This window comes from Aquimarina sp. Aq107, assembly GCF_943733665.1.
In the GTDB taxonomy this organism is placed as follows: domain Bacteria; phylum Bacteroidota; class Bacteroidia; order Flavobacteriales; family Flavobacteriaceae; genus Aquimarina.
The window spans coordinates 4,545,681-4,564,932 of the sequence record NZ_OX030782.1; the positions used below are offsets into that span (position 1 = coordinate 4,545,681).

Genomic DNA, 19,252 nt, shown 5'->3' on the forward strand with positions numbered 1-19,252 from the left:
AAAAAAGAGTATAATTTTGCTTCTAAATGAGAATGATACGATTGATAAAAAACCATTCGATCTGTTTCACTTACAGAAAAAAATCTTGGAATAAAAATTATGATTACCAAAACAAATGGTATTATATGTAATAAGTGTCCCTTGTTTAACTTGAAGTCAAGATACATAGATGAAATCAAGTACAAATAAAGTAGAGGCCCGGAAAAGAGCATAAATTGATCTCTTAACTGCTCAAAAATTAAAGGTGTTCTAATGTAATCAGAATAAAGAAAAACACTGATATGAATCGCCAATATCAACAAAAATAATCCCATTAACATATTGCTAACTTTATTATGTCTTTTGCTTTTAACAGTAAACAAAAATAAAGCTAACACCAATGCAATGAAAAATACAAGTATTGTGGCTTTTTCCAAAATAAAATCTTGACCCATAAAAGAAACAGTAGTATAAATGCTAAAATAAGCATGTTCAAATAACTACTGTTCAAAATGGATTATAAATACAATTTTGTTAATTGTTTTCTAATTCTTTTATCTTGGCGTTCATTTGGTCATTGTAGTTCCACTTATTAACCACATTCATCTTAATCGCACGTTTATAACCAGCTATAGCTCCTAAAGTATCTCCTTGTTTTTCGTATGTCTCAGCCAAACCTGCTTGAGGAATCCACCACTCTGGAAATGTCATTAAAAGAATATTGTAAACATCAAATGCTGCAAAATCACTATTATAATTCAATGTATTTCCTATCCCATTTATATTCCACTTCAAATTATAAAACTCGGTTTCCAAGTTTTCTGAGATAAGTGTTTTAAATACTAATTCTGCCTTTTCATATTCTTTATTCACCACTAAGCTCATAATATCTTCTTCCAAAGTCAAATCTTTAGTTTTTAATTCTGGAATTGTCATCCTAGCAATATCATCTATTATGATATCATAAGCTGGATGTAAATAACCATTTGAAAGTAAAATAATAGTTGTATTATTATCTAAAAACTTTCTAAATCCTACACAATTTCCCCCAGAAAAACCAACAGATTTCAGGTTATTTACCGGATAGATTCCCCACCCGTGCAAAAATTTATCTGTTTTGTTTTTATAATTAAAAAGTGTCCATAACATTTTTTTTGATTCACTATTAAGCAATTCATTATTATCTAATTTAGAATTCCACTTAACAAACTCATCAAGAGTAATGTTTAATCCATTACCAGAAAACCCTCTCGCCCCACTATTATTCTTGTCTTTATCAAACTCTTTAGTCTTATAATTATAGAAATACCTTGTTGCTCTTTTAGGAATATCATCTGTAGCATTGGATGAAAACAATACATTATCATAGTCACCATTAAATTGATTCCTAATTACAAACTCTGCAAAAGACAATCCAGAGACATTTTCGATTATTTGAGAAAGAAGCCAATAATTAGTTTGATTGTATTCAAATTGATTTCCTCTTTCAAAATCCATTTCATCATTAGATAGTTTTTCAATTAACTGATCATCTGTTAAATCCCATTTATATCTAATCATATCAGGTAGTCCAGATGAATGACTTAATAAATTGTTGATTCTAATATCACGCCACTTAAGTGGTAAATTGTTAAGATATTTTGAAATTTTATCATTCAAGCTGATTTTTCCCTTTTCTATAAGTTGAAAAACAGCAGTAGATGTTATTAGTTTTGTTGAAGAAAACATTCTAAACAATGTTTGTTCGTCAACATTCCTGTTTTGCTCCAATGAAGATTTTCCTTTATAAGTTTGATAAATTATACTATCATTTTGTATAACAGAAATAGCCAAACCTGGGATATTATGCAACTTCATTACATTGGTAACATAGATGTCAATATTGTTTTTCAAGTTGCAACTTGTCTCTACATTTTTTTTATTAACGCATGAGACACTAATAATTACTAGTATTAAAACATGCAATAGGTTTTTTTTCATTTTTTTTCTTTTAATTGATGATGAAGTACTAATAAAGAATGTATATCCTTTATTATTGAACAATATTAATTTTAAGAAATGAATTAAAAGTCCCATTTAAAAAAAGCGAACTTATTTTTTCAAAAACTCCATCGCCAATTTGTCTAGATCTGAACATATTATTTTTAGTATAAAACATTCTGAAGAAAAACTAAGAAACAATAAAACTTATCAATATTATCAAATATATTTTTTAACTTTAAGTTCATTCAAATCATTTTAAAAATGAAGAGTTTAAAAAAATTCAAAAAACTATCTAGAACCGAACTAACAAAAATAAACGGTGGTTCTAACAACACTACCGGTGAATGTAATGATTTTATTGATATATCAACAACAATGGCAATGCCCGAACCCGGAAGATATTGTTTGTCAGATTAACACCTGTTAACTTTTGTTCTATTATTAATTAAATCCTAAAATTTCGTAAGAGTAATCTGCTCTTAAAAACATAGGGTTCCTTAAACTATCCGTCATATAACTTTTACGTTCGGCGTTAAGGGATAAACCCGTTTTATCTTCATATTTTGTATTTACAATATAACTATAAGTAGTCCCGTGATGTACCATATTACCGACTAATTTATACGTTAATGCATCAAAATAATACCACCAAGTATTCGCAGGAGAACCATCCTCTTCAAAATAAGCAACTTTCACTACATGAACTTCTTTACTATCTATTGTATCAATTCCAATATAAGATAATATAACCTCCTCATCTAACAATTTATAAGGTTGCCAGATAACATAGTGTGCGGCAAAAATAGATTTATAATACTTTTCTTTTAACTCTGGATCACCTTGTATAACGTTATCAAAGTACACGCTAATTTTATCATCCTCGAATACAACTTTCTTTTGAACAGCACTCTCTACCCATACCGTTTCTGCCCTAAACTTTGGACTGAATGTATTTTTATGGGTTTGTATAATTTTCTTCTCTATAGCTCCAATACTATCATATAAAATAGTAGTTTTTTTATATGAGAGCTTCTTTGCACTGCTCCATTTTTCTAATCCACCATGCGCCTCTAATGATTTTAGTATTATTTCCTTTGAATCCAATTCATTTTTGCAGGACTGCAGAGACAATAGCATAACACAGATAATTTGGAATACTTTTATGATCTTTAACATCATTATATTTTTAGAATAGTTGAATTAATCTTTAGCCTATATTCTACCTTATCACAAAGTAAATTATTAATATAACTTTATTTTGTTAAACAAAAACTTAATTACTAGTTTTGCCGAAAAGTAATAAAGGAAAAAAATTATCTAATATCCCCTCCCCTAGATAATTACAATACTATTGTTAAAACCGAAGGCAACGAGATATAACCAATTCTCGATTATTTGCCTTATTATATAATTGGTTTTTATCAATAATAGTATTATTTAAAAAATTGTAGAAAAAGCTTTTATAATTCGGCTCTAGATTTTATAGAACTAACCGCTATACTTGGAATAAAATGATAAAAAAATTAATTTCTATTTATTTACTCCTTATGCTAGGGAATCAACTCTTATTTTCCCAAGCTGATCATATAAGTTGGGAGTTTAGAGGAGGAAGTCTTCTTAATAATCCCGACGGAACATCTACTGGACCAGGATCAGTTCCTGCAGGATTGGATGTAGCAACAATACCGAACACATCTATCACAAGAGGTCGTCTACGATCTGCAGTACTCGGAGATCTAGATAATGATGGAGATCTAGATTTTATTTCTGGTAGCCAAGGAGGTACAGTACACTATTTTAAAAACGAAGGTACAATTACCACTCCAAACTGGGTGTCGGCATCTATACCCACTTTAGATACTATTTGGATTGATAGAAATTTAACAGTAAGGAACCAAAATAGACCTCAACTTGCAGATATTGATGATGACGGAGATCTTGATTTATTTATAGGTACAGATTATGATTATGAACGCGATCGAAATAATGACGTTCTTTTTTACAGAAACATAGGCTCCCCTGAAATTCCTGTATTTGAATATATTCCGGATGGTATATCAGGACTTCATAATCAAGAGATAGCCGAATTTCCTGGTTTAGGTTTTGTAGATCTTGATAATGATTCTGATCTAGATCTCGTTGCACTTGGTAGTGATAAACTAACTTATTTCAAAAATATAGGCACAAAAAATAATCCCAGCTTTGAACGACAGTCTGAAGCGGATAGCCCTTGGATTGATGAAAGTGCTTTTAACAATATGGATGTTCCAATACCCGTATTTGAAGATTTTGACAAAGACGGAGATTTAGACATGTTCTTTATGATTGATACTGGGTTTGTTAGATGGTTAGAAAATACTGGGACATCTACAGTTCCGAATTTTGCTTCAGTCCAAAATACATTCAATGGTGAATTAACTCTTGGAGAAATTGGAAGTTTCCCGACTATAGATTTTGGAGATGTTGATGGAGATGGTTTAAAAGATGCAATTCTAGGTAGTTTTAATGTAGCAAGATTTGCTTGGTTTAAACAAATTCCGGTATGTGTAGCTCCAAGTATTCCCAACATTTCTGCAACTACAGAAGTATGTGAAGGTGAAACGACAAATATAACCATATCTGGTGATCTTAATATTGCTTCCACCTGGTCTATTTATACGGACTCCTGTGGAGGAAATTTACTAGGAACTACTACCATAAACAATTCAACATTCGAAGTAACCCCTACTGCACCTAGTACTACATACTATATAAGAGCAGAAGATGGTGATATCACTTGTATAGATGAGACAACAGCTAATTGCTTAACAATTACAATTAACGTTAATCCTATTGATGATTCTAGTTTTAGCTACGATCAAGCAATCTATTGTGAGAATGAGCCAAACACTACTCCAACAATTACGGGGCTAACTGGTGGAGTATTCAGCAGTACAACCGGACTTGTAATTGATCCTTCTTCAGGTGTAATAAATATTGCGGATAGTGATGCAGGTGATTATGTGGTAACATACACAACTACGGGAACCTGTCCGAACTCTAGCCAAACTAATGTAAACATAACGGAACTTGATGATCCGAGCTTTAGCTACGATCAAGCAATCTATTGTGAGAATGAGCCAAACACTACTCCAACAATTACAGGGCTAACTGGTGGAGTATTCAGTAGTACAACCGGACTTGTAATTGATCCTTCTTCAGGTGTAATAAATATTGCGGATAGTGATGCAGGTGATTATGTGGTAACATACACAACTACGGGAACCTGTCCGAACTCTAGCCAAACTAATGTAAACATAACGGAACTTGATGATCCGAGCTTTAGCTACGATCAAGCAATCTATTGTGAGAATGAGCCAAACACTACTCCAACAATTACAGGGCTAACTGGTGGAGTATTCAGTAGTACAACCGGACTTGTAATTGATCCTTCTTCAGGTGTAATAAATATTGCGGATAGTGATGCAGGTGATTATGTGGTAACATACACAACTACGGGAACCTGTCCGAACTCTAGCCAAACTAATGTAAACATAACGGAACTTGATGATCCGAGCTTTAGCTACGATCAAGCAATCTATTGTGAGAATGAGCCAAACACTACTCCAACAATTACAGGGCTAACTGGTGGAGTATTCAGTAGTACAACCGGACTTGTAATTGATCCTTCTTCAGGTGTAATAAATATTGCGGATAGTGATGCAGGTGATTATGTGGTAACATACACAACTACGGGAACCTGTCCGAACTCTAGCCAAACTAATGTAAACATAACGGAACTTGATGATCCGAGCTTTAGCTACGATCAAGCAATCTATTGTGAGAATGAGCCAAATACAACTCCAACAATTACGGGGCTAACTGGCGGAGTATTCAGCAGTACAACTGGACTTGTAATTGATCCTTCTTCAGGTGTAATAAATATTGCGGATAGTGATGCAGGTGATTATGTGGTAACATACACAACTACGGGAACCTGTCCGAACTCTAGTCAAACTAATGTAAATATAACGGAACTTGATGATCCGAGCTTTAGCTATGATCAAGCAATATATTGTTCTGATCAACCAAATACAACTCCAACAATTACAGGGCTAACTGGTGGAGTATTCAGCAGTACAACGGGACTTGTAATTGATCCTTCTTCAGGTGTAATAAATATTGCGGATAGTGATGCAGGTGATTACGTGGTAACATACACAACTACGGGAACCTGTACGAACTCTAGCCAAACTAATGTAAACATAACGGAACTTGATGATCCGAGCTTTAGCTACGATCAAGCAATTTATTGTGAGAATCAACCAAATACAACTCCAACAATTACAGGGCTAACTGGTGGAGTATTCAGCAGTACAACGGGACTTGTAATTGATCCTTCTTCAGGTGTAATAAATATTGCGGATAGTGATGCAGGTGATTACGTGGTAACATACACAACTACGGGAACCTGTCCGAACTCTAACCAAACTAATGTAAGTATTACTGAACTTGATGATCCGAGCTTTAGCTACGATCAAGCAATCTATTGTGAGAATGAGCCAAACACTACTCCAACAATTACAGGGCTAACTGGTGGAGTATTCAGTAGTACAACCGGACTTGTAATTGATCCTTCTTCAGGTGTAATAAATATTGCGGATAGTGATGCAGGTGATTATGTGGTAACATACACAACTACGGGAACCTGTCCGAACTCTAGCCAAACTAATGTAAACATAACGGAACTTGATGATCCGAGCTTTAGCTACGATCAAGCAATCTATTGTGAGAATGAGCCAAACACTGCCCCAACAATTACAGGGCTAACTGGTGGAGTATTCAGCAGTACAACGGGACTTGTAATTGATCCTTCTTCAGGTGTAATAAATATTGCGGATAGTGATGCAGGTGATTATGTGGTAACATATACAACTACGGGAACCTGTACGAACTCTAGTCAAACTAATGTAAATATTACTGAACTTGATGATCCGAGCTTTAGCTACGATCAAGCTATATATTGTTCTGATCAACAAAATACAACTCCAACAATTACAGGGCTAACTGGTGGAGTATTCAGCAGTACAACGGGACTTGTAATTGATCCTTCTTCGGGAGTAATAAATATCGCAGATAGTGATGCAGGTGATTATGTAGTAACCTATACAACTACGGGAACCTGTCCGAACTCTAGTCAAACTAATGTAAATATTACTGAACTTGATGATCCGAGCTTTAGCTACGATCAAGCTATATATTGTTCTGATCAACAAAATACAACTCCAACAATTACAGGGCTAACTGGTGGAGTATTCAGTAGTACAACGGGACTTGTAATTGATCCTTCTTCGGGAGTAATAAATATCGCAGATAGTGATGCAGGTGATTATGTAGTAACCTATACAACTACGGGAACTTGTTCGAATTCATCTAATTTTGACATTACAATTAATGATTTAGATGACGCATCATTTTTATATCCAGCGTCTTCTTTTTCAACTACTGGATCAAATACAGTTCCTGTAATAACTGGATTAACAGGTGGTGTTTTTACATCCTTACCATCGGGATTAGTTATCGATAATAACACTGGAGAAATCGATCTAACCAATTCAATACCTAATACCTACACCATTACATATACCGTAGACAGAACATGTGTTAACTCATCTAGTGTAAATATGTTTATCATAGATGATACACCTCCGACGGCAAGTATTACTTCTACTGAAAGTAATCCAACAGGTAATTCTTCATTTGAAATCACTATTACTTTTAGTGAAGAAATCAATGATTTTGATTTAAATGATATTATTGTTCAAAATGGAATTGTAAGTAATCTTTCTGGTGACGGATTATCCTACCAAGCTATGATCACTGCAACATCAACAGGAACAGTTGCTATTGATATTAATACAAATAGTTTTACTGATCTCTATGGCAATGGAAATATCGCTACAACTCAATTCATAATTAATTTTGATAATACTTTAGGTATTAATGACGAAAGTCTATCAAATCTTATTACTATTTATCCAATACCATCAAGAAATACAATCAATATATCAGGTGAAATCAGTTTAAATTTAAAACGTGTTGAATTTTTTGATATTCAAGGTAAACTAATATTTTCCGAAACATTAGATATCAATAGTATTACTAACAGCATTGACATATCTTCGATTCATTCCGGTTTATATTTAATGAGAATAATTTCTGAAACAGACTCGATAACAAAAAAAATACTCAAAGAATAATTTCATTCTTTGAGTATATGGATATATTAGAATTAAACCACTTTGGTTGAAATATAGTGCCTCAAACTTTTCAAATAACACTCTATTTTCTATCTATTACGTTTTATTCTTAAATTTTCTTATCCCCCAAGCTACTTTATAGGTTCTATATAATAAATCATACAATACCATTTCGTGTAAACGATTCTTAGACCTAAACAATCGATTCATAAGCATATGAATATAACTACTCATCATATCATCTAATTGATTTTTATCTACAATCGTCAATATTTCTTTAACCAAATCTTTACTACTTATACTTTTCTCATCTAAAACATCAATAATCGGAGCGTAATCTGGATCTGAATCTCTTTCGAAACTTAGGAAATTTTTAATTTTATCATGTTCATTTCTGAATTTCTTATCCATTTGCTTCTTAAGCCCCTTATTCATTCCAAACTCAACACCAAATCCAGTCTTTAAACGTTCCAATAAAGCCAACTTATCATCTTCACTATAACCAAAATCCTGAAGTAATTGATCTATAGCTCTAACCCCAAATAACCACCTCAATTCTTCTCCTTCATCTCCGTCAATCATATCTAAAAAATCCACTATCATTCTGCTATCCAAAAAAAATAATTCTTCTGAGATACTCATAGTTTCTACTCCGTATCGCTCTACCTCTCTTTGATATGTATCCAATTGTATTTTCCATATAAGATCTTCATCAGAAAACTCTTTTAGCGAGCCATATAATGTGTTTATAACCTCAGCAATATTTTCAGGTTTATTATAGTGAAATCTCAATCTAATATGATGCTTCGGATCATTATATCTTATAAAAAACCATTTATCAATAATTCCTTTGTCTAAAAGATGCGTAGTAATTGGTTTAACAATATCGGTAAGAATCAGATCAGAGGTTTTAGGTCCAGTATATATTTTATAATACAACCACTCACTACCTATAATAAAGGATCTTTGTACATCAACCATTAATTCTGTATATTTTTTAGTTTGGTTTCGTTATAAAAAGACACCACAATTTGATTTGTAAACGTATTTTCTCCCTCTTTTATAGAACTATCTTCCGAATGCAAAAATTCCTTTAATTTAAATCTTCCTCTCTTCTTTACTGTATTCAGCAACATTTTCATTGATGTTACATTCCGCGTATTAATTAACAATTCATTATCTCCATCTACAAGAAGTACAAACTGAGGTAGTTTTTTAGCATCAATAATTTTATGTAATTCGATCTTAAATTCATCATCATTCTTTTGAGATTTCAATAAATCAGCAATATCTAATGATGAAATATTCCAAGTTGCATTAGAGAATATAACATCTTTATACTCAACTCTTGGTAAAAAATCATACTCGTCCGAAAACGGCCCCCAATCAAAACCAATTCCACTTCTTACATTTTGCGTTTGCATATTTGCTAAAAACTGATAAATCGGTAAAGCATTACTCAAAAAATTATGGGCATTTGTTAAATGGGGAAGCACTTCTTTATTAAATTTTTTGGAACGTAATTTTACTTTACCTCTTGGGCTTGCAGAAATCATTAAATCATCTAACAAAAGTTGATCTTGATCAGTAATAATAGATTTTGCTAAATAAGGAATTTCATATTTTCTAAAATTAGGTCGCATCAAAATATTACCAACTCTTGATTCTGGTAAATGCACTATTTCTGCTAAAATTTTGTCTGGATTTAACTTGGTTTCTAAATCAATTATTTCCTGAGTGTAGGTATTTAAAGAATCATCACCGTGACAAAAACGCCCTAATAAATTAGCTGCGCTCGAGCCTCCACAACTAGACATTACTATTTTTTGTGTACTATCTATTTCTACTAATTCTACCATAGAAGAAATCGTATCTGGCAAATCCTGCCAGTTTTCTTCTAATCCTTCAAAATCCTTATCTGTAAGTTCTAATAAATGTTTTCCTTCTTTTATAGACGAAACTAATTTTTTATGAAGAATTGATTGTATCGAAGACCATTTAACCTCTTTTACAGCTACTTTTTCTTGTTTATATGGTAGTAAAAGGTCATCAATAATCTGACTCACATCTCCAGAGTCTTTATCTTGTAAAAAACCAATTCCTAGTTCTACATCAAGCGCTTTTGATAAAGACACCTCTCTACTCTCATAACGTTCATAAAAAGCTGATTTAAATCTAGAAATAAATGTTTCTTTCGGAGGCAAGGTCAATTTGTTAAGTAATGATAACCCTCTTCTTATTTTTCTTATCGTATCATAACTCAGTGTGTTCTTCTCCACAGACAAATTCATATCCGTTTGAAACATATATTTTAACTCAAAACCAGTTTCTAACTTCTTAAGAGATTCGCTAAGATTGATATATTCTTGGGCAGAATTACCCATTTTTTTATCAATATGTTCCAACGTTTCTCGAGCATTTTCCAATTCAGAAATAATATGATCAGTTCCTGATAATTTCTTTAAAACCGGCATTATCTGATCCAAAAATTCTGGTCCAGAAACAGAAGGTTCTAATTCACTAATTAATAATTGACTTTCTACCAATTGATCAATATATCCAGAAGCTTCTTCATAAGTAATTTCATCGTCTACTAATACTTCCGCTAAATCACTAAGTAATGCTCCTTTTTTTACTTTAGTTAGTACCTTTTGTAAATATTCTGAGTCCTCTACTGCAACAATATGATGCACCCTTCTACTGTTTATATAAGAATATTCTACATACCTAAGTTGTTTTCCTGCTTTATATATACTGGTATTAGGGTAAAACAAGAGTTGATTCCGGATTTTCTTATCTTTTACGATATCCTGAGATAACGCTACCAGATAATTCATATCTAATCGTGTATGCCGATTATTCTTAGACTTATCAGAAAGTTCTATAGATGTTATATTCGAAAATTCTCCAACCGCAGTACCGGCAAAAAGACCAAATGGAGTACATCTGGAAGACATCCTACTAAGATATTTCAAAACAGAATACATCATACGTTCTGATGCTGCTTTCTCCTTGATTTCTCCTTTTAGCCACTTTTCAAACTCCTGATATAATGAAGGAGATGCTAAAAAAATCGCTTCTTTAACAATTTTATCTGTACAAACTGCTTTTAGTTCTTCTTCACTTAGTTCTTCGTTTTTAGTTAACTCTTTATAAAATGAAAAAGAAAAGAGCGGTGTTCTTAAAACGTACTTAGAAAAGTTTTTATAGCTCATAGTTTTGCTACTTCGAATTAACTGATTAATAAACACTCATCCCATTTCGTCTCGAATGGTGCTAAATAAGAGATGATACTCAGTCCAATTCCTGCTACACCTTCTAATAAATTGATTTCTTTTCTCCAACCTTCATCCGTTCCCCCATACCATTGTTTATAACCTACATATCCATCTTCGTGAACAGCCATTTTAAGTCCTTGTTCCATCCAATAATCTGCTGTTTCTTTGAAAATTACTTTTTTTGTTTCTTTATACATATAATTATAAATCTGTACCATACCAAAGGTACCATGACATAGACCATTGTCTTTTACTTTAGCCTCTATAAGATCCCTTCTTTTACAAGAGTTTTCCACTGTGTCTATTCCTTTTTGAATAATTGTATCATTTTTTAAAACTTTTCCAACTCTCCATAAGGTTAAACCAATACCTAAATCCCCATAACACCATGCCAATCTCTCATTATCATTCTTTCCCTTTCCTTCATATACCCAACTTGGAAAAAACGAAGAACAAGATACATCTTTGTTTTCATTACTTAGAATAAACTGAGTAGCTTTCTCTATTATAGATATTACTTCATCATAAAAGTCATCATAAATTGCCAAACGCGATAAAAAGTTTATTATACTCGACATTCCATGAGAAAGACTTAAGTTACAGCCTTTAACTTCTTTATTTTCTACGAGATAACTTTCCCATTTCATCATACTATTTTCTTCAATAGCAGTTCTTTTAAGAGAAGCCACAATCTCTAAAAGTTTTACTTTATAGTATTCTTTTAAATCTACAGATTTTGTCCTCTGATATCTTTTAAAAAAATAAAATCCAATCCCTATTACTCCATGAAGAAAATCATAAAATTTATCTTTCTCTCCCATTTGTAAGATAGCACTGCTTAAATAATCATCCAGGTCCGATAGAAGTTCATCACTATCTACATCAATAAACTCTTCTTCCTCTAACAATTCTATTACCCAACCTGCTCCAGCAATTCCAGTACAGAAAGTAGGAAAACTATATCCTTCATTAATTTTTTCAATTACAGAAGATATCATCTCTACTCCTATATAAGCATGAGATTCTTGATTAGTAAACTTAGAATAATAAAAATTAAACAATGCAATTCCAGAAATACCTGATAAAACACCAACATGTTCATTCATCTTATAATTTTCAGAAAGAATGACACTAATTTTTTCTAATTTATCTAACAATATAGGTTTAAATGTATTCATTTATTTTTCTTAATGTAGTATTATAAAAAAACTGCCTAAAATTAAGGCAGTTTTCGCGTTTAAAATATTAAAAAAACTTGTATTAAGACACATACAATGACATCATTTTTAAAAATATGTCAAAGTATGACCCATTGGTTTTTAGAAACAATATCTTCCTGGAGGAGGACAGCTATTAAAAGCATCTAGGGTAGGACAACAATGTGTTGGATCAATACCACCCTTTATTTTATTAAGGTTTAAGTCACTAATCGTTTGTTTTTTAAGCTCCAATTTTTTCAATGATTTTTTCATGATATTGTATAATTTTTAAAATTACCTACTCTGTTTATGGTTTTCGGCTTCCCCATTTTTTTAAGAATTAATTCTAATCAAGAATTTTGCTACTTTAAAATTATTGACAAAATAGGGTGATATAAAATTTAACCTACGTATTTTAAACAAAATAAGGCATAAAAAAAGCCTCATTACTGAGGCTCTTCTTACTTATCTAATGATCTTTTATTTTAATATACTTCTTTGGTTGATTCACAATATACGTATGAATCACAGTGCACCTCTGTTGGCAGGCAATCTCCACCTTTTACTTTTTTCATAACATCTATATTTATCCTAGCTATAGTAAGCTTTTTAAGTGTAATCGTGTTTCTTTGTTTGTTCTTCATGAGTATATGTTTTATGTGTTATTTATTCCTTTAAAAAAGTTTGGAATAAATAATAATTAGACACAAGAAATATACTTTTTATCGCTATCAAATCATAACATGTAAACCTCATTTTGAACAAAATGCGGTGCTCATAACTTCATTTAAATATCATTAGATCCAGAAGGTAATTTTTCTATATTTTTTATATAATAAGATGGATTAAGCCCTGTTTTTGCTTTAAAATGCTTTGTAAAAGAATTATCACTTTTATAGCCTATTTCTGATGCAATCGAAGTTATCGAAAACGACCGGAATTTTTTATCATTCTTTAGTCTTTTAAGAGCATAGTCAATTCTAAGATCATTTATATAATCATTAAAACTCTTCGCTTTATAGGTATTAATAATTTTAGAAAGATACGTAGCATTTGTTTTTACCTTTTTTGCAATTGACCTCAAATTACAATCTAAATTTAAAAAATACTCTTGTTGTTCCATCTTAAGCAATCCTTTAAGAACTTCGTTGATTTTTTCATCATCTATTATAATCTCTTTTGCTACGTCTTTTCTGGATACTGGTTCTATTCTTTCTCTAGTTTCTAAATCTGATATTTTTTTTACAAGCTCATTAAATACAATTTTATTTGATTTCTGTTTTCGGAAATACACAATTAACACTGTAACCATTATTAAAAAAACTAATATCAAAATTCCTAAAATATACTTCTTATACTGTTGTTCTTTTACTCGTTTTTTTTCTAATTTTTTAATTTGATCGCCCAATTGTTGAGTGTTTTGATCATATATTTTGTTAACGGTTTTGTCTTTATCTTTTTGGAACTGATCCTGTAATTCTTGATGCTTAGTAAACCAGTGAATAGATGCATCGCCATCTCCTATCTCTTTATAACTTTTGGCCAGAAGTACATATGCATCAATAACTCTGTTCTTTCTTAAATCACTTTCTTTTAAAGCATTTATAGTTTCTAACAAATAACTAATTGCTTTATCATAGGATTTATGATCGTAAAAATAACTTGCCAAAAAATAATTAACGTTGATCCATTGATTTGATCTTTTACTAACCTTTAGGTTCTCTAAAATGCGTTCTGCTTTATATAAAAAATCTAACGCTTGATCAAAATCTTTACTTTGATAAAAAACAATACCTTTTTTAATATATAGATCAGCAATAGCTATTTGATAATCCAAAAGTTCACTCATTTTTATACCTATATTGGTATATTTAACAACAGAGTCAAATTTTTCTAAATCCAAATACACTTCGCTAATAATAGTGAGTACATTTACATGATTTTTACCATTCTTAAATGATGTTTTATCGATAAAACTTAGTAATTTATTACAATCAACTAATGCATTATCCAACTGATTCATGCGCCTTAAAACTATAGCAATATTAGATTTAGCAACAATCTCATTTTTAAGATCTCCTTTTTTCTGCGCCATTCCTAAGACCTTATGATACGCATCTAATGCTTCTTGATTTTGCCAATCTTGTAAATAAGAATTTCCTTGACGTTTATATGCCTCACATAGAGTTTTATCATCATTATTTGCTGAAGAAATTTTTATAGCTTTATCTAAATAAGATAAGCTTCTCTCGGATTCTTCTTTCTTATAGAAATAATATCCAATGTCGGAATATACAATGGCAAGATTTGTATTTGGTATCCTAGATTTATTTAGAGCTACTTCATAAACTGCGCTTTCATCGATCCTAGAAGTCTTGATCAAATCAATTAATTCTGTAACCGTTTTGTTTTTTAAACTATCAACTACTACTAAACCTTTTTCCTGAGCTTGAATTTTTATCGTAAAAAGACTTGATACAAACAAACAATAAAGTAGAAACTTTGGGATATATCTATTAACAAAAAAAAACATTCAGATTGATATTGTGTGATCATCCAAATGTAATGATTCTTTTTAAGCTGTTTTGAATGCCTTATTCTCAAAAAAGATTTCGCTTATCTAAAATTGATCGTACAACTTTGCGATTGCCCAAACCACTTTACTCTGTTACGAGAAGCTAATTTATAAATCCCATCACGGAACATTCTTGGTATAAACGCTAATAGAGCAGCTACTCGTTTCCATTTTGGGATTTTAGAAACAATTCTTAAAAAGCCGTCTGAATGTGTATGAGATCCATTTTCGTCAATAAGAATTACGGTATCTAATTGCTCTGTAGGATATCCATATTTTTTTAGGTATTCTTGACCTTGAGGTGATTGAAACGGAGTAAAATGGAAAAGATCTTCTGGAGCAAATTGCATTAACCAACCAACTACACCATTACACAGATTACATTCTCCATCGAATATAATAATACTTTTGTTTAAAGAAGTTTCCATTTTATTGATTTTTAAGTTTTTACAACTCTATAGTCGTATAAAACCATCAATCATTTCAATACTACGATGAGAATTAAGATAAATTTTAGGATTGTGCGTTGCAATTACTACCGCTTTATTTCTAGATCCGGTAATTTCTTTTAATAATTCAAATATCATTTCAGAATTTTTCTGATCCAAATTTCCTGTCGGCTCATCAGCTACAACCAAAGAAGGATCATTGATTAGTGCTCTAGCAATAGCTACCCGTTGTTGTTGTCCTCCAGAAAGTTGATATGATGGACGCTTTGCAAAATCTTTCATACCTACTTCTTCCAACAAGATAAAAGCATCTTTTTTAATTTCTTCTTTACTTTTTTCTGATAATTTCATCGCTGGAAGCATTACATTCTGCAATACGTCAAACTCAGGAAGTAAATAATGAAACTGATATACAAAACCGATATATTTATTTCTAAAATCGGTAAGTGATGAAGGCGTTAAGTCTTTAACATCTTGATTATGGATATTCAAAATCCCTTCAAAATCCATATCTAGGGTGGATAGGATATATAACAAGGTTGATTTTCCGCTTCCGGATTCTCCAAATACCGAAACCAACTCTCCTTCAGAAATTGATAAAGAAATATTCTTTAATACCTGATGCTTTTCTGGATTAAGAAAGTATTTGTTAATATGTTGTGCCTCTAATATCATATTCCTCTAATAATTGTTACTGGATCCACTTTACTTGCTTTTCTAGAAGGGAAATATCCAGAAACAATAGTGGTCAAAACACCAAACAAAAACCCTAAAATATAGTAAGACATTCTAAAATTAATAGGATATGTATCTACAATGATGAAATCAGAAGTATCCAATGGTGTTGTCGAAATCATATAACTAATTACATACCCTAAAATTCCGCCAAAAAACGCTCCTAAAACTCCAATGATCAATGATTGTATTAAAAAAATGAAAACAATATCATTGCTAGAATATCCAATAGTTTTTAATACTGCGATATCCTTTCTCTTCTGAATTACTGTAATATTTAGAATATTATAGATCCCAAATCCAGCAACTAAGAGTAAGGCAAAAGAAACAGACCAAGTAAGAATGTCACGCACCTTATTTCCTATTACAATAGTCTTATTACTATCTTTCCAATCTTCTGTGGTAATTGTATCTATGTTCTTTATGAGATCTTCCTTAAGATTCACATTATTTCTGTCTTTTAACTTAATATGAATATTGGTTATACCATTTTCGTTTCCTAATAAATTTCGCAAAGTACTTGCAGAAACATATGTTCTAACATTATCAATAGTGGTTATCCCAAAACTAAAAATACCAGAAACTTTTAACGCTTGATTCTTTCCATTGGGAAGTATCATTTTAATCGTATCACCCACGGATATTTCTAATCTCTTTGCCAAGCTTATCCCTAAAAGAATTGTATTTTCATTTAACAAACTAGAAAAACCTTCTCCTGCTATCAAACGTCTTTCTAGATCAACCACGGTTTGCTCTTGGTCAGGAAAAACACCATTGATACTTCCTGGAAATTGCTTTGTATCACTAATTAAAATTGCTGGTGAAATTATCTGTTGCGCAAAAGAGTGTACATTTTCATGATTTGCTAAAAACATATTGATTCTTTCACCGTTTTCTATATAGTTAGACGGTACTAATGAATTGTTTTTTAATTCGATGTTTGTTTTTTTACTAACAATAATATCTGGACTACCATTAAAAACAGCATCATCCAAAAAGTCATTGACACCCGTCATGAAATTAATCATTACAATAAAAGTAGTCACACCCAATAACACACCAATAGTAGCTAAAAAGCTTTGCTTTTTCCTTGCAGAAAGATATTGTAATGCAATAAATACATTGGTTTTATTAAAAACTTGATTTGACATATTTCTTAGGTCGCTATAGCAAGAATATGATTACACTAATTAATAATAGTATATTTCTGTAATTTCGAACCTTACCAATATTCAAAACCAAAAACTAACTATTTATTTCTTTTACTACTTTTTGCAATAGGGTTAAAATCCAGACATAATTGTATCCAATATTCTAGGTCCTTATCTAAATCGAACCCATCTGGAGTAACAAACGCATACCCTTTCATAGGTCTACCAGTAAAATCCATAGGATAACACCCTTCTCTTTTTATAGCATTTTTATATGCTTCCTCTCCAATACGGGCCATCAGTAAATCTGTTTCCTTTTTCTTGTCATAATGAATCCCACAACACATCTTATCATCCACCATAAAGCAAAGGCCTCCCATCATTTTTTTAGTATAAAAGTTAGCTCTTTTATCTCTAAAAATCCGGTTGATTCTATCCGCCAAATATTCATTATATGCCATTAATATATTGCTTTAGTTAAATATTCATTCATTGGACGCATCACCTTCCAATAATCCATAAGCTTATCTATCAAAGATTCACTGGTAATGAGATCTGGAGATTCTTCACCAACAAAATAAAATTGTTTATTAGCAATTAAAGGCTCTTTTTCGAAAGCTTCTTTCCACTCTTTAGGGACGCGCTTTAATGCTCGTCCTTTTATGCTACCAAATTTTTGAACAAAATCATCGTCATTTAATAATTTTCTAAATCCTGAAGAATCTTGGCTAATTTTAGTTCGTATACCGTGTAATTGTTCTTTCGAAACACCAAAACACCCACCCATCACACCTACCATTTCTGGAGAAAATCGTAAAAACATTCCCGGAACGCTCTTATCTTTGCGACCTCCTCTAGATACAAATGCTGTATAATGGATATTATATGGAGTTTTATCTTTAGAAAAACGAATATCCTTGTTAATACGAAGTATACAATCCTTTGCTTCAATTTCTAAAGTAGGATCATATTTTTGTATTTCCTGAATCATCCTATCCACAAAAACCTCGAAAGGTTTCTTAATACTTAAGTCGTATCTTTTCTTGTTAGCGTGAAACCATTCTTTATGATTGTTTTGTTCAAGTTCTTTAAAAAAGTTTACAAAATCTTCAGTAAAATATTGCATAAGTGAAGTTATTAATATTTAAATATAATCAAACTAGAAATTAGAACGAAATCAAAACGTATGTGTAATTCTTGTCCGTTTCAACAAAAAATCAATGGCGCTGTGATTTCGTTCTAGTAGATGGTTTTTCATATGTTAAGACATAGAATGAAATGCTACTCGATTACCTTCTGTATCAAGAAAAACGGCCATAAAGCCATTTTCTCCGATAGAAGTTTTAGGCATTAAAATTTTTCCTCCGGCCTTTTCCACACGAGCTAATGGAATAGATAAATCCTCCCCTCCGTTAAGATATGCAAAGGTTCCTTCTTGAGAAGGTGTATTACCATTTCCATGAGTAATACATCCTCCGACACCACCTTCTTGATATGGAAAAAAAGCCATTTTGAACTCCATTTCCATAGGTTGTAATTCTGCATCTAACAGTTCATTGTAAAATTTCACTGCTCTTTCAAAATTAGTACTTGGTATTTCAAACCAACTAATTGCATTTGACATAATAATATATTTTGTATTGATTAAGAATATCTCAAAGGTA

Annotated in this window: 16 protein-coding genes; 2 read left to right on the forward strand and 14 right to left on the reverse strand. The window is 31.5% G+C overall.

Annotated elements, in window-relative coordinates; genetic code table 11:
* Positions 1–513: 513 nt before the first annotated feature.
* A complete protein-coding gene (locus NMK29_RS19695; protein ID WP_159092211.1) occupies positions 514–1,959 on the reverse strand; it encodes a serine hydrolase domain-containing protein in 1,446 nt (481 codons plus the stop codon).
* Between the two features lie 264 nt (positions 1,960–2,223).
* On the opposite strand from NMK29_RS19695, the gene NMK29_RS19700 reads away from it, so the two are divergent.
* Positions 2,224–2,379, forward strand: a complete 156-nt coding sequence (locus tag NMK29_RS19700; RefSeq protein WP_159092212.1) for a hypothetical protein — start codon at positions 2,224–2,226, stop codon at positions 2,377–2,379.
* 24 nt (positions 2,380–2,403) lie between these two features.
* Here the strand turns inward: NMK29_RS19700 and NMK29_RS19705 are convergent, their stop codons facing one another.
* Complete coding sequence (locus tag NMK29_RS19705) at positions 2,404–3,138, reverse strand: DUF6503 family protein (protein WP_159092213.1); 735 nt, start codon at positions 3,136–3,138, stop codon at positions 2,404–2,406.
* A gap of 335 nt (positions 3,139–3,473) precedes the next feature.
* On the opposite strand from NMK29_RS19705, the gene NMK29_RS19710 reads away from it, so the two are divergent.
* Positions 3,474–8,201: an Ig-like domain-containing protein gene (locus NMK29_RS19710; protein ID WP_254097269.1), complete on the forward strand. Its 4,728-nt coding sequence runs from the start codon at positions 3,474–3,476 to the stop codon at positions 8,199–8,201.
* Positions 8,202–8,297: 96 nt separating this feature from the next.
* On the opposite strand, the gene NMK29_RS19715 is transcribed toward NMK29_RS19710, so the two are convergent.
* From NMK29_RS19715 to NMK29_RS19770, 12 genes are all read right to left on the reverse strand, one after another.
* On the reverse strand, positions 8,298–9,182 hold the full coding sequence (locus tag NMK29_RS19715; RefSeq protein ID WP_108802840.1) for a thiopeptide-type bacteriocin biosynthesis protein: 885 nt from the start codon (positions 9,180–9,182) through the stop codon (positions 8,298–8,300).
* Positions 9,182–11,416, reverse strand: coding sequence for a lantibiotic dehydratase family protein (locus NMK29_RS19720; RefSeq protein ID WP_159092168.1), 2,235 nt, complete (start codon positions 11,414–11,416; stop codon positions 9,182–9,184). The genes NMK29_RS19715 and NMK29_RS19720 overlap by 1 nt, the downstream gene beginning before the upstream one ends.
* A gap of 17 nt (positions 11,417–11,433) precedes the next feature.
* Positions 11,434–12,657, reverse strand: coding sequence for a lanthionine synthetase C family protein (locus NMK29_RS19725; protein WP_108802838.1), 1,224 nt, complete (start codon positions 12,655–12,657; stop codon positions 11,434–11,436).
* Positions 12,658–12,798: 141 nt separating this feature from the next.
* Positions 12,799–12,951, reverse strand: a complete 153-nt coding sequence (locus tag NMK29_RS19730) for a hypothetical protein (protein ID WP_155839727.1) — start codon at positions 12,949–12,951, stop codon at positions 12,799–12,801.
* A gap of 212 nt (positions 12,952–13,163) precedes the next feature.
* The gene (locus tag NMK29_RS19735) at positions 13,164–13,322 is read right to left on the reverse strand and encodes a hypothetical protein (RefSeq protein WP_159092167.1); all 159 of its coding nucleotides are present in this window, start codon (positions 13,320–13,322) and stop codon (positions 13,164–13,166) included.
* Between the two features lie 143 nt (positions 13,323–13,465).
* Complete coding sequence (locus tag NMK29_RS19740) at positions 13,466–15,163, reverse strand: helix-turn-helix domain-containing protein (protein WP_159092166.1); 1,698 nt, start codon at positions 15,161–15,163, stop codon at positions 13,466–13,468.
* Positions 15,164–15,294: 131 nt separating this feature from the next.
* Positions 15,295–15,681 carry a thiol-disulfide oxidoreductase DCC family protein gene (locus tag NMK29_RS19745; RefSeq protein WP_108802836.1) on the reverse strand — a complete coding sequence of 129 codons (387 nt, stop codon included), beginning with the start codon at positions 15,679–15,681 and terminating at the stop codon, positions 15,295–15,297.
* A 27-nt stretch (positions 15,682–15,708) separates the two neighbouring features.
* Positions 15,709–16,377 carry an ABC transporter ATP-binding protein gene (locus NMK29_RS19750; RefSeq protein ID WP_108802835.1) on the reverse strand — a complete coding sequence of 223 codons (669 nt, stop codon included), beginning with the start codon at positions 16,375–16,377 and terminating at the stop codon, positions 15,709–15,711.
* The gene (locus NMK29_RS19755; protein ID WP_108802834.1) at positions 16,374–17,588 is read right to left on the reverse strand and encodes an FtsX-like permease family protein; all 1,215 of its coding nucleotides are present in this window, start codon (positions 17,586–17,588) and stop codon (positions 16,374–16,376) included. Before NMK29_RS19755 ends, NMK29_RS19750 begins: the two co-directional genes overlap by 4 nt.
* Positions 17,589–17,686: 98 nt before the next feature.
* Positions 17,687–18,049: a TfoX/Sxy family protein gene (locus NMK29_RS19760; protein WP_108802833.1), complete on the reverse strand. Its 363-nt coding sequence runs from the start codon at positions 18,047–18,049 to the stop codon at positions 17,687–17,689.
* Positions 18,049–18,714 (reverse strand): DUF2461 domain-containing protein, encoded by a 666-nt coding sequence (locus tag NMK29_RS19765; RefSeq protein ID WP_108802832.1) that lies wholly within the window; start codon positions 18,712–18,714, stop codon positions 18,049–18,051. The genes NMK29_RS19760 and NMK29_RS19765 overlap by 1 nt, the downstream gene beginning before the upstream one ends.
* Positions 18,715–18,849: 135 nt before the next feature.
* Entirely contained in the window at positions 18,850–19,212 is a 363-nt protein-coding gene (locus tag NMK29_RS19770; protein WP_108802831.1) for a VOC family protein, read from the reverse strand.
* Between the last annotated feature and the right edge of the window lie 40 nt (positions 19,213–19,252).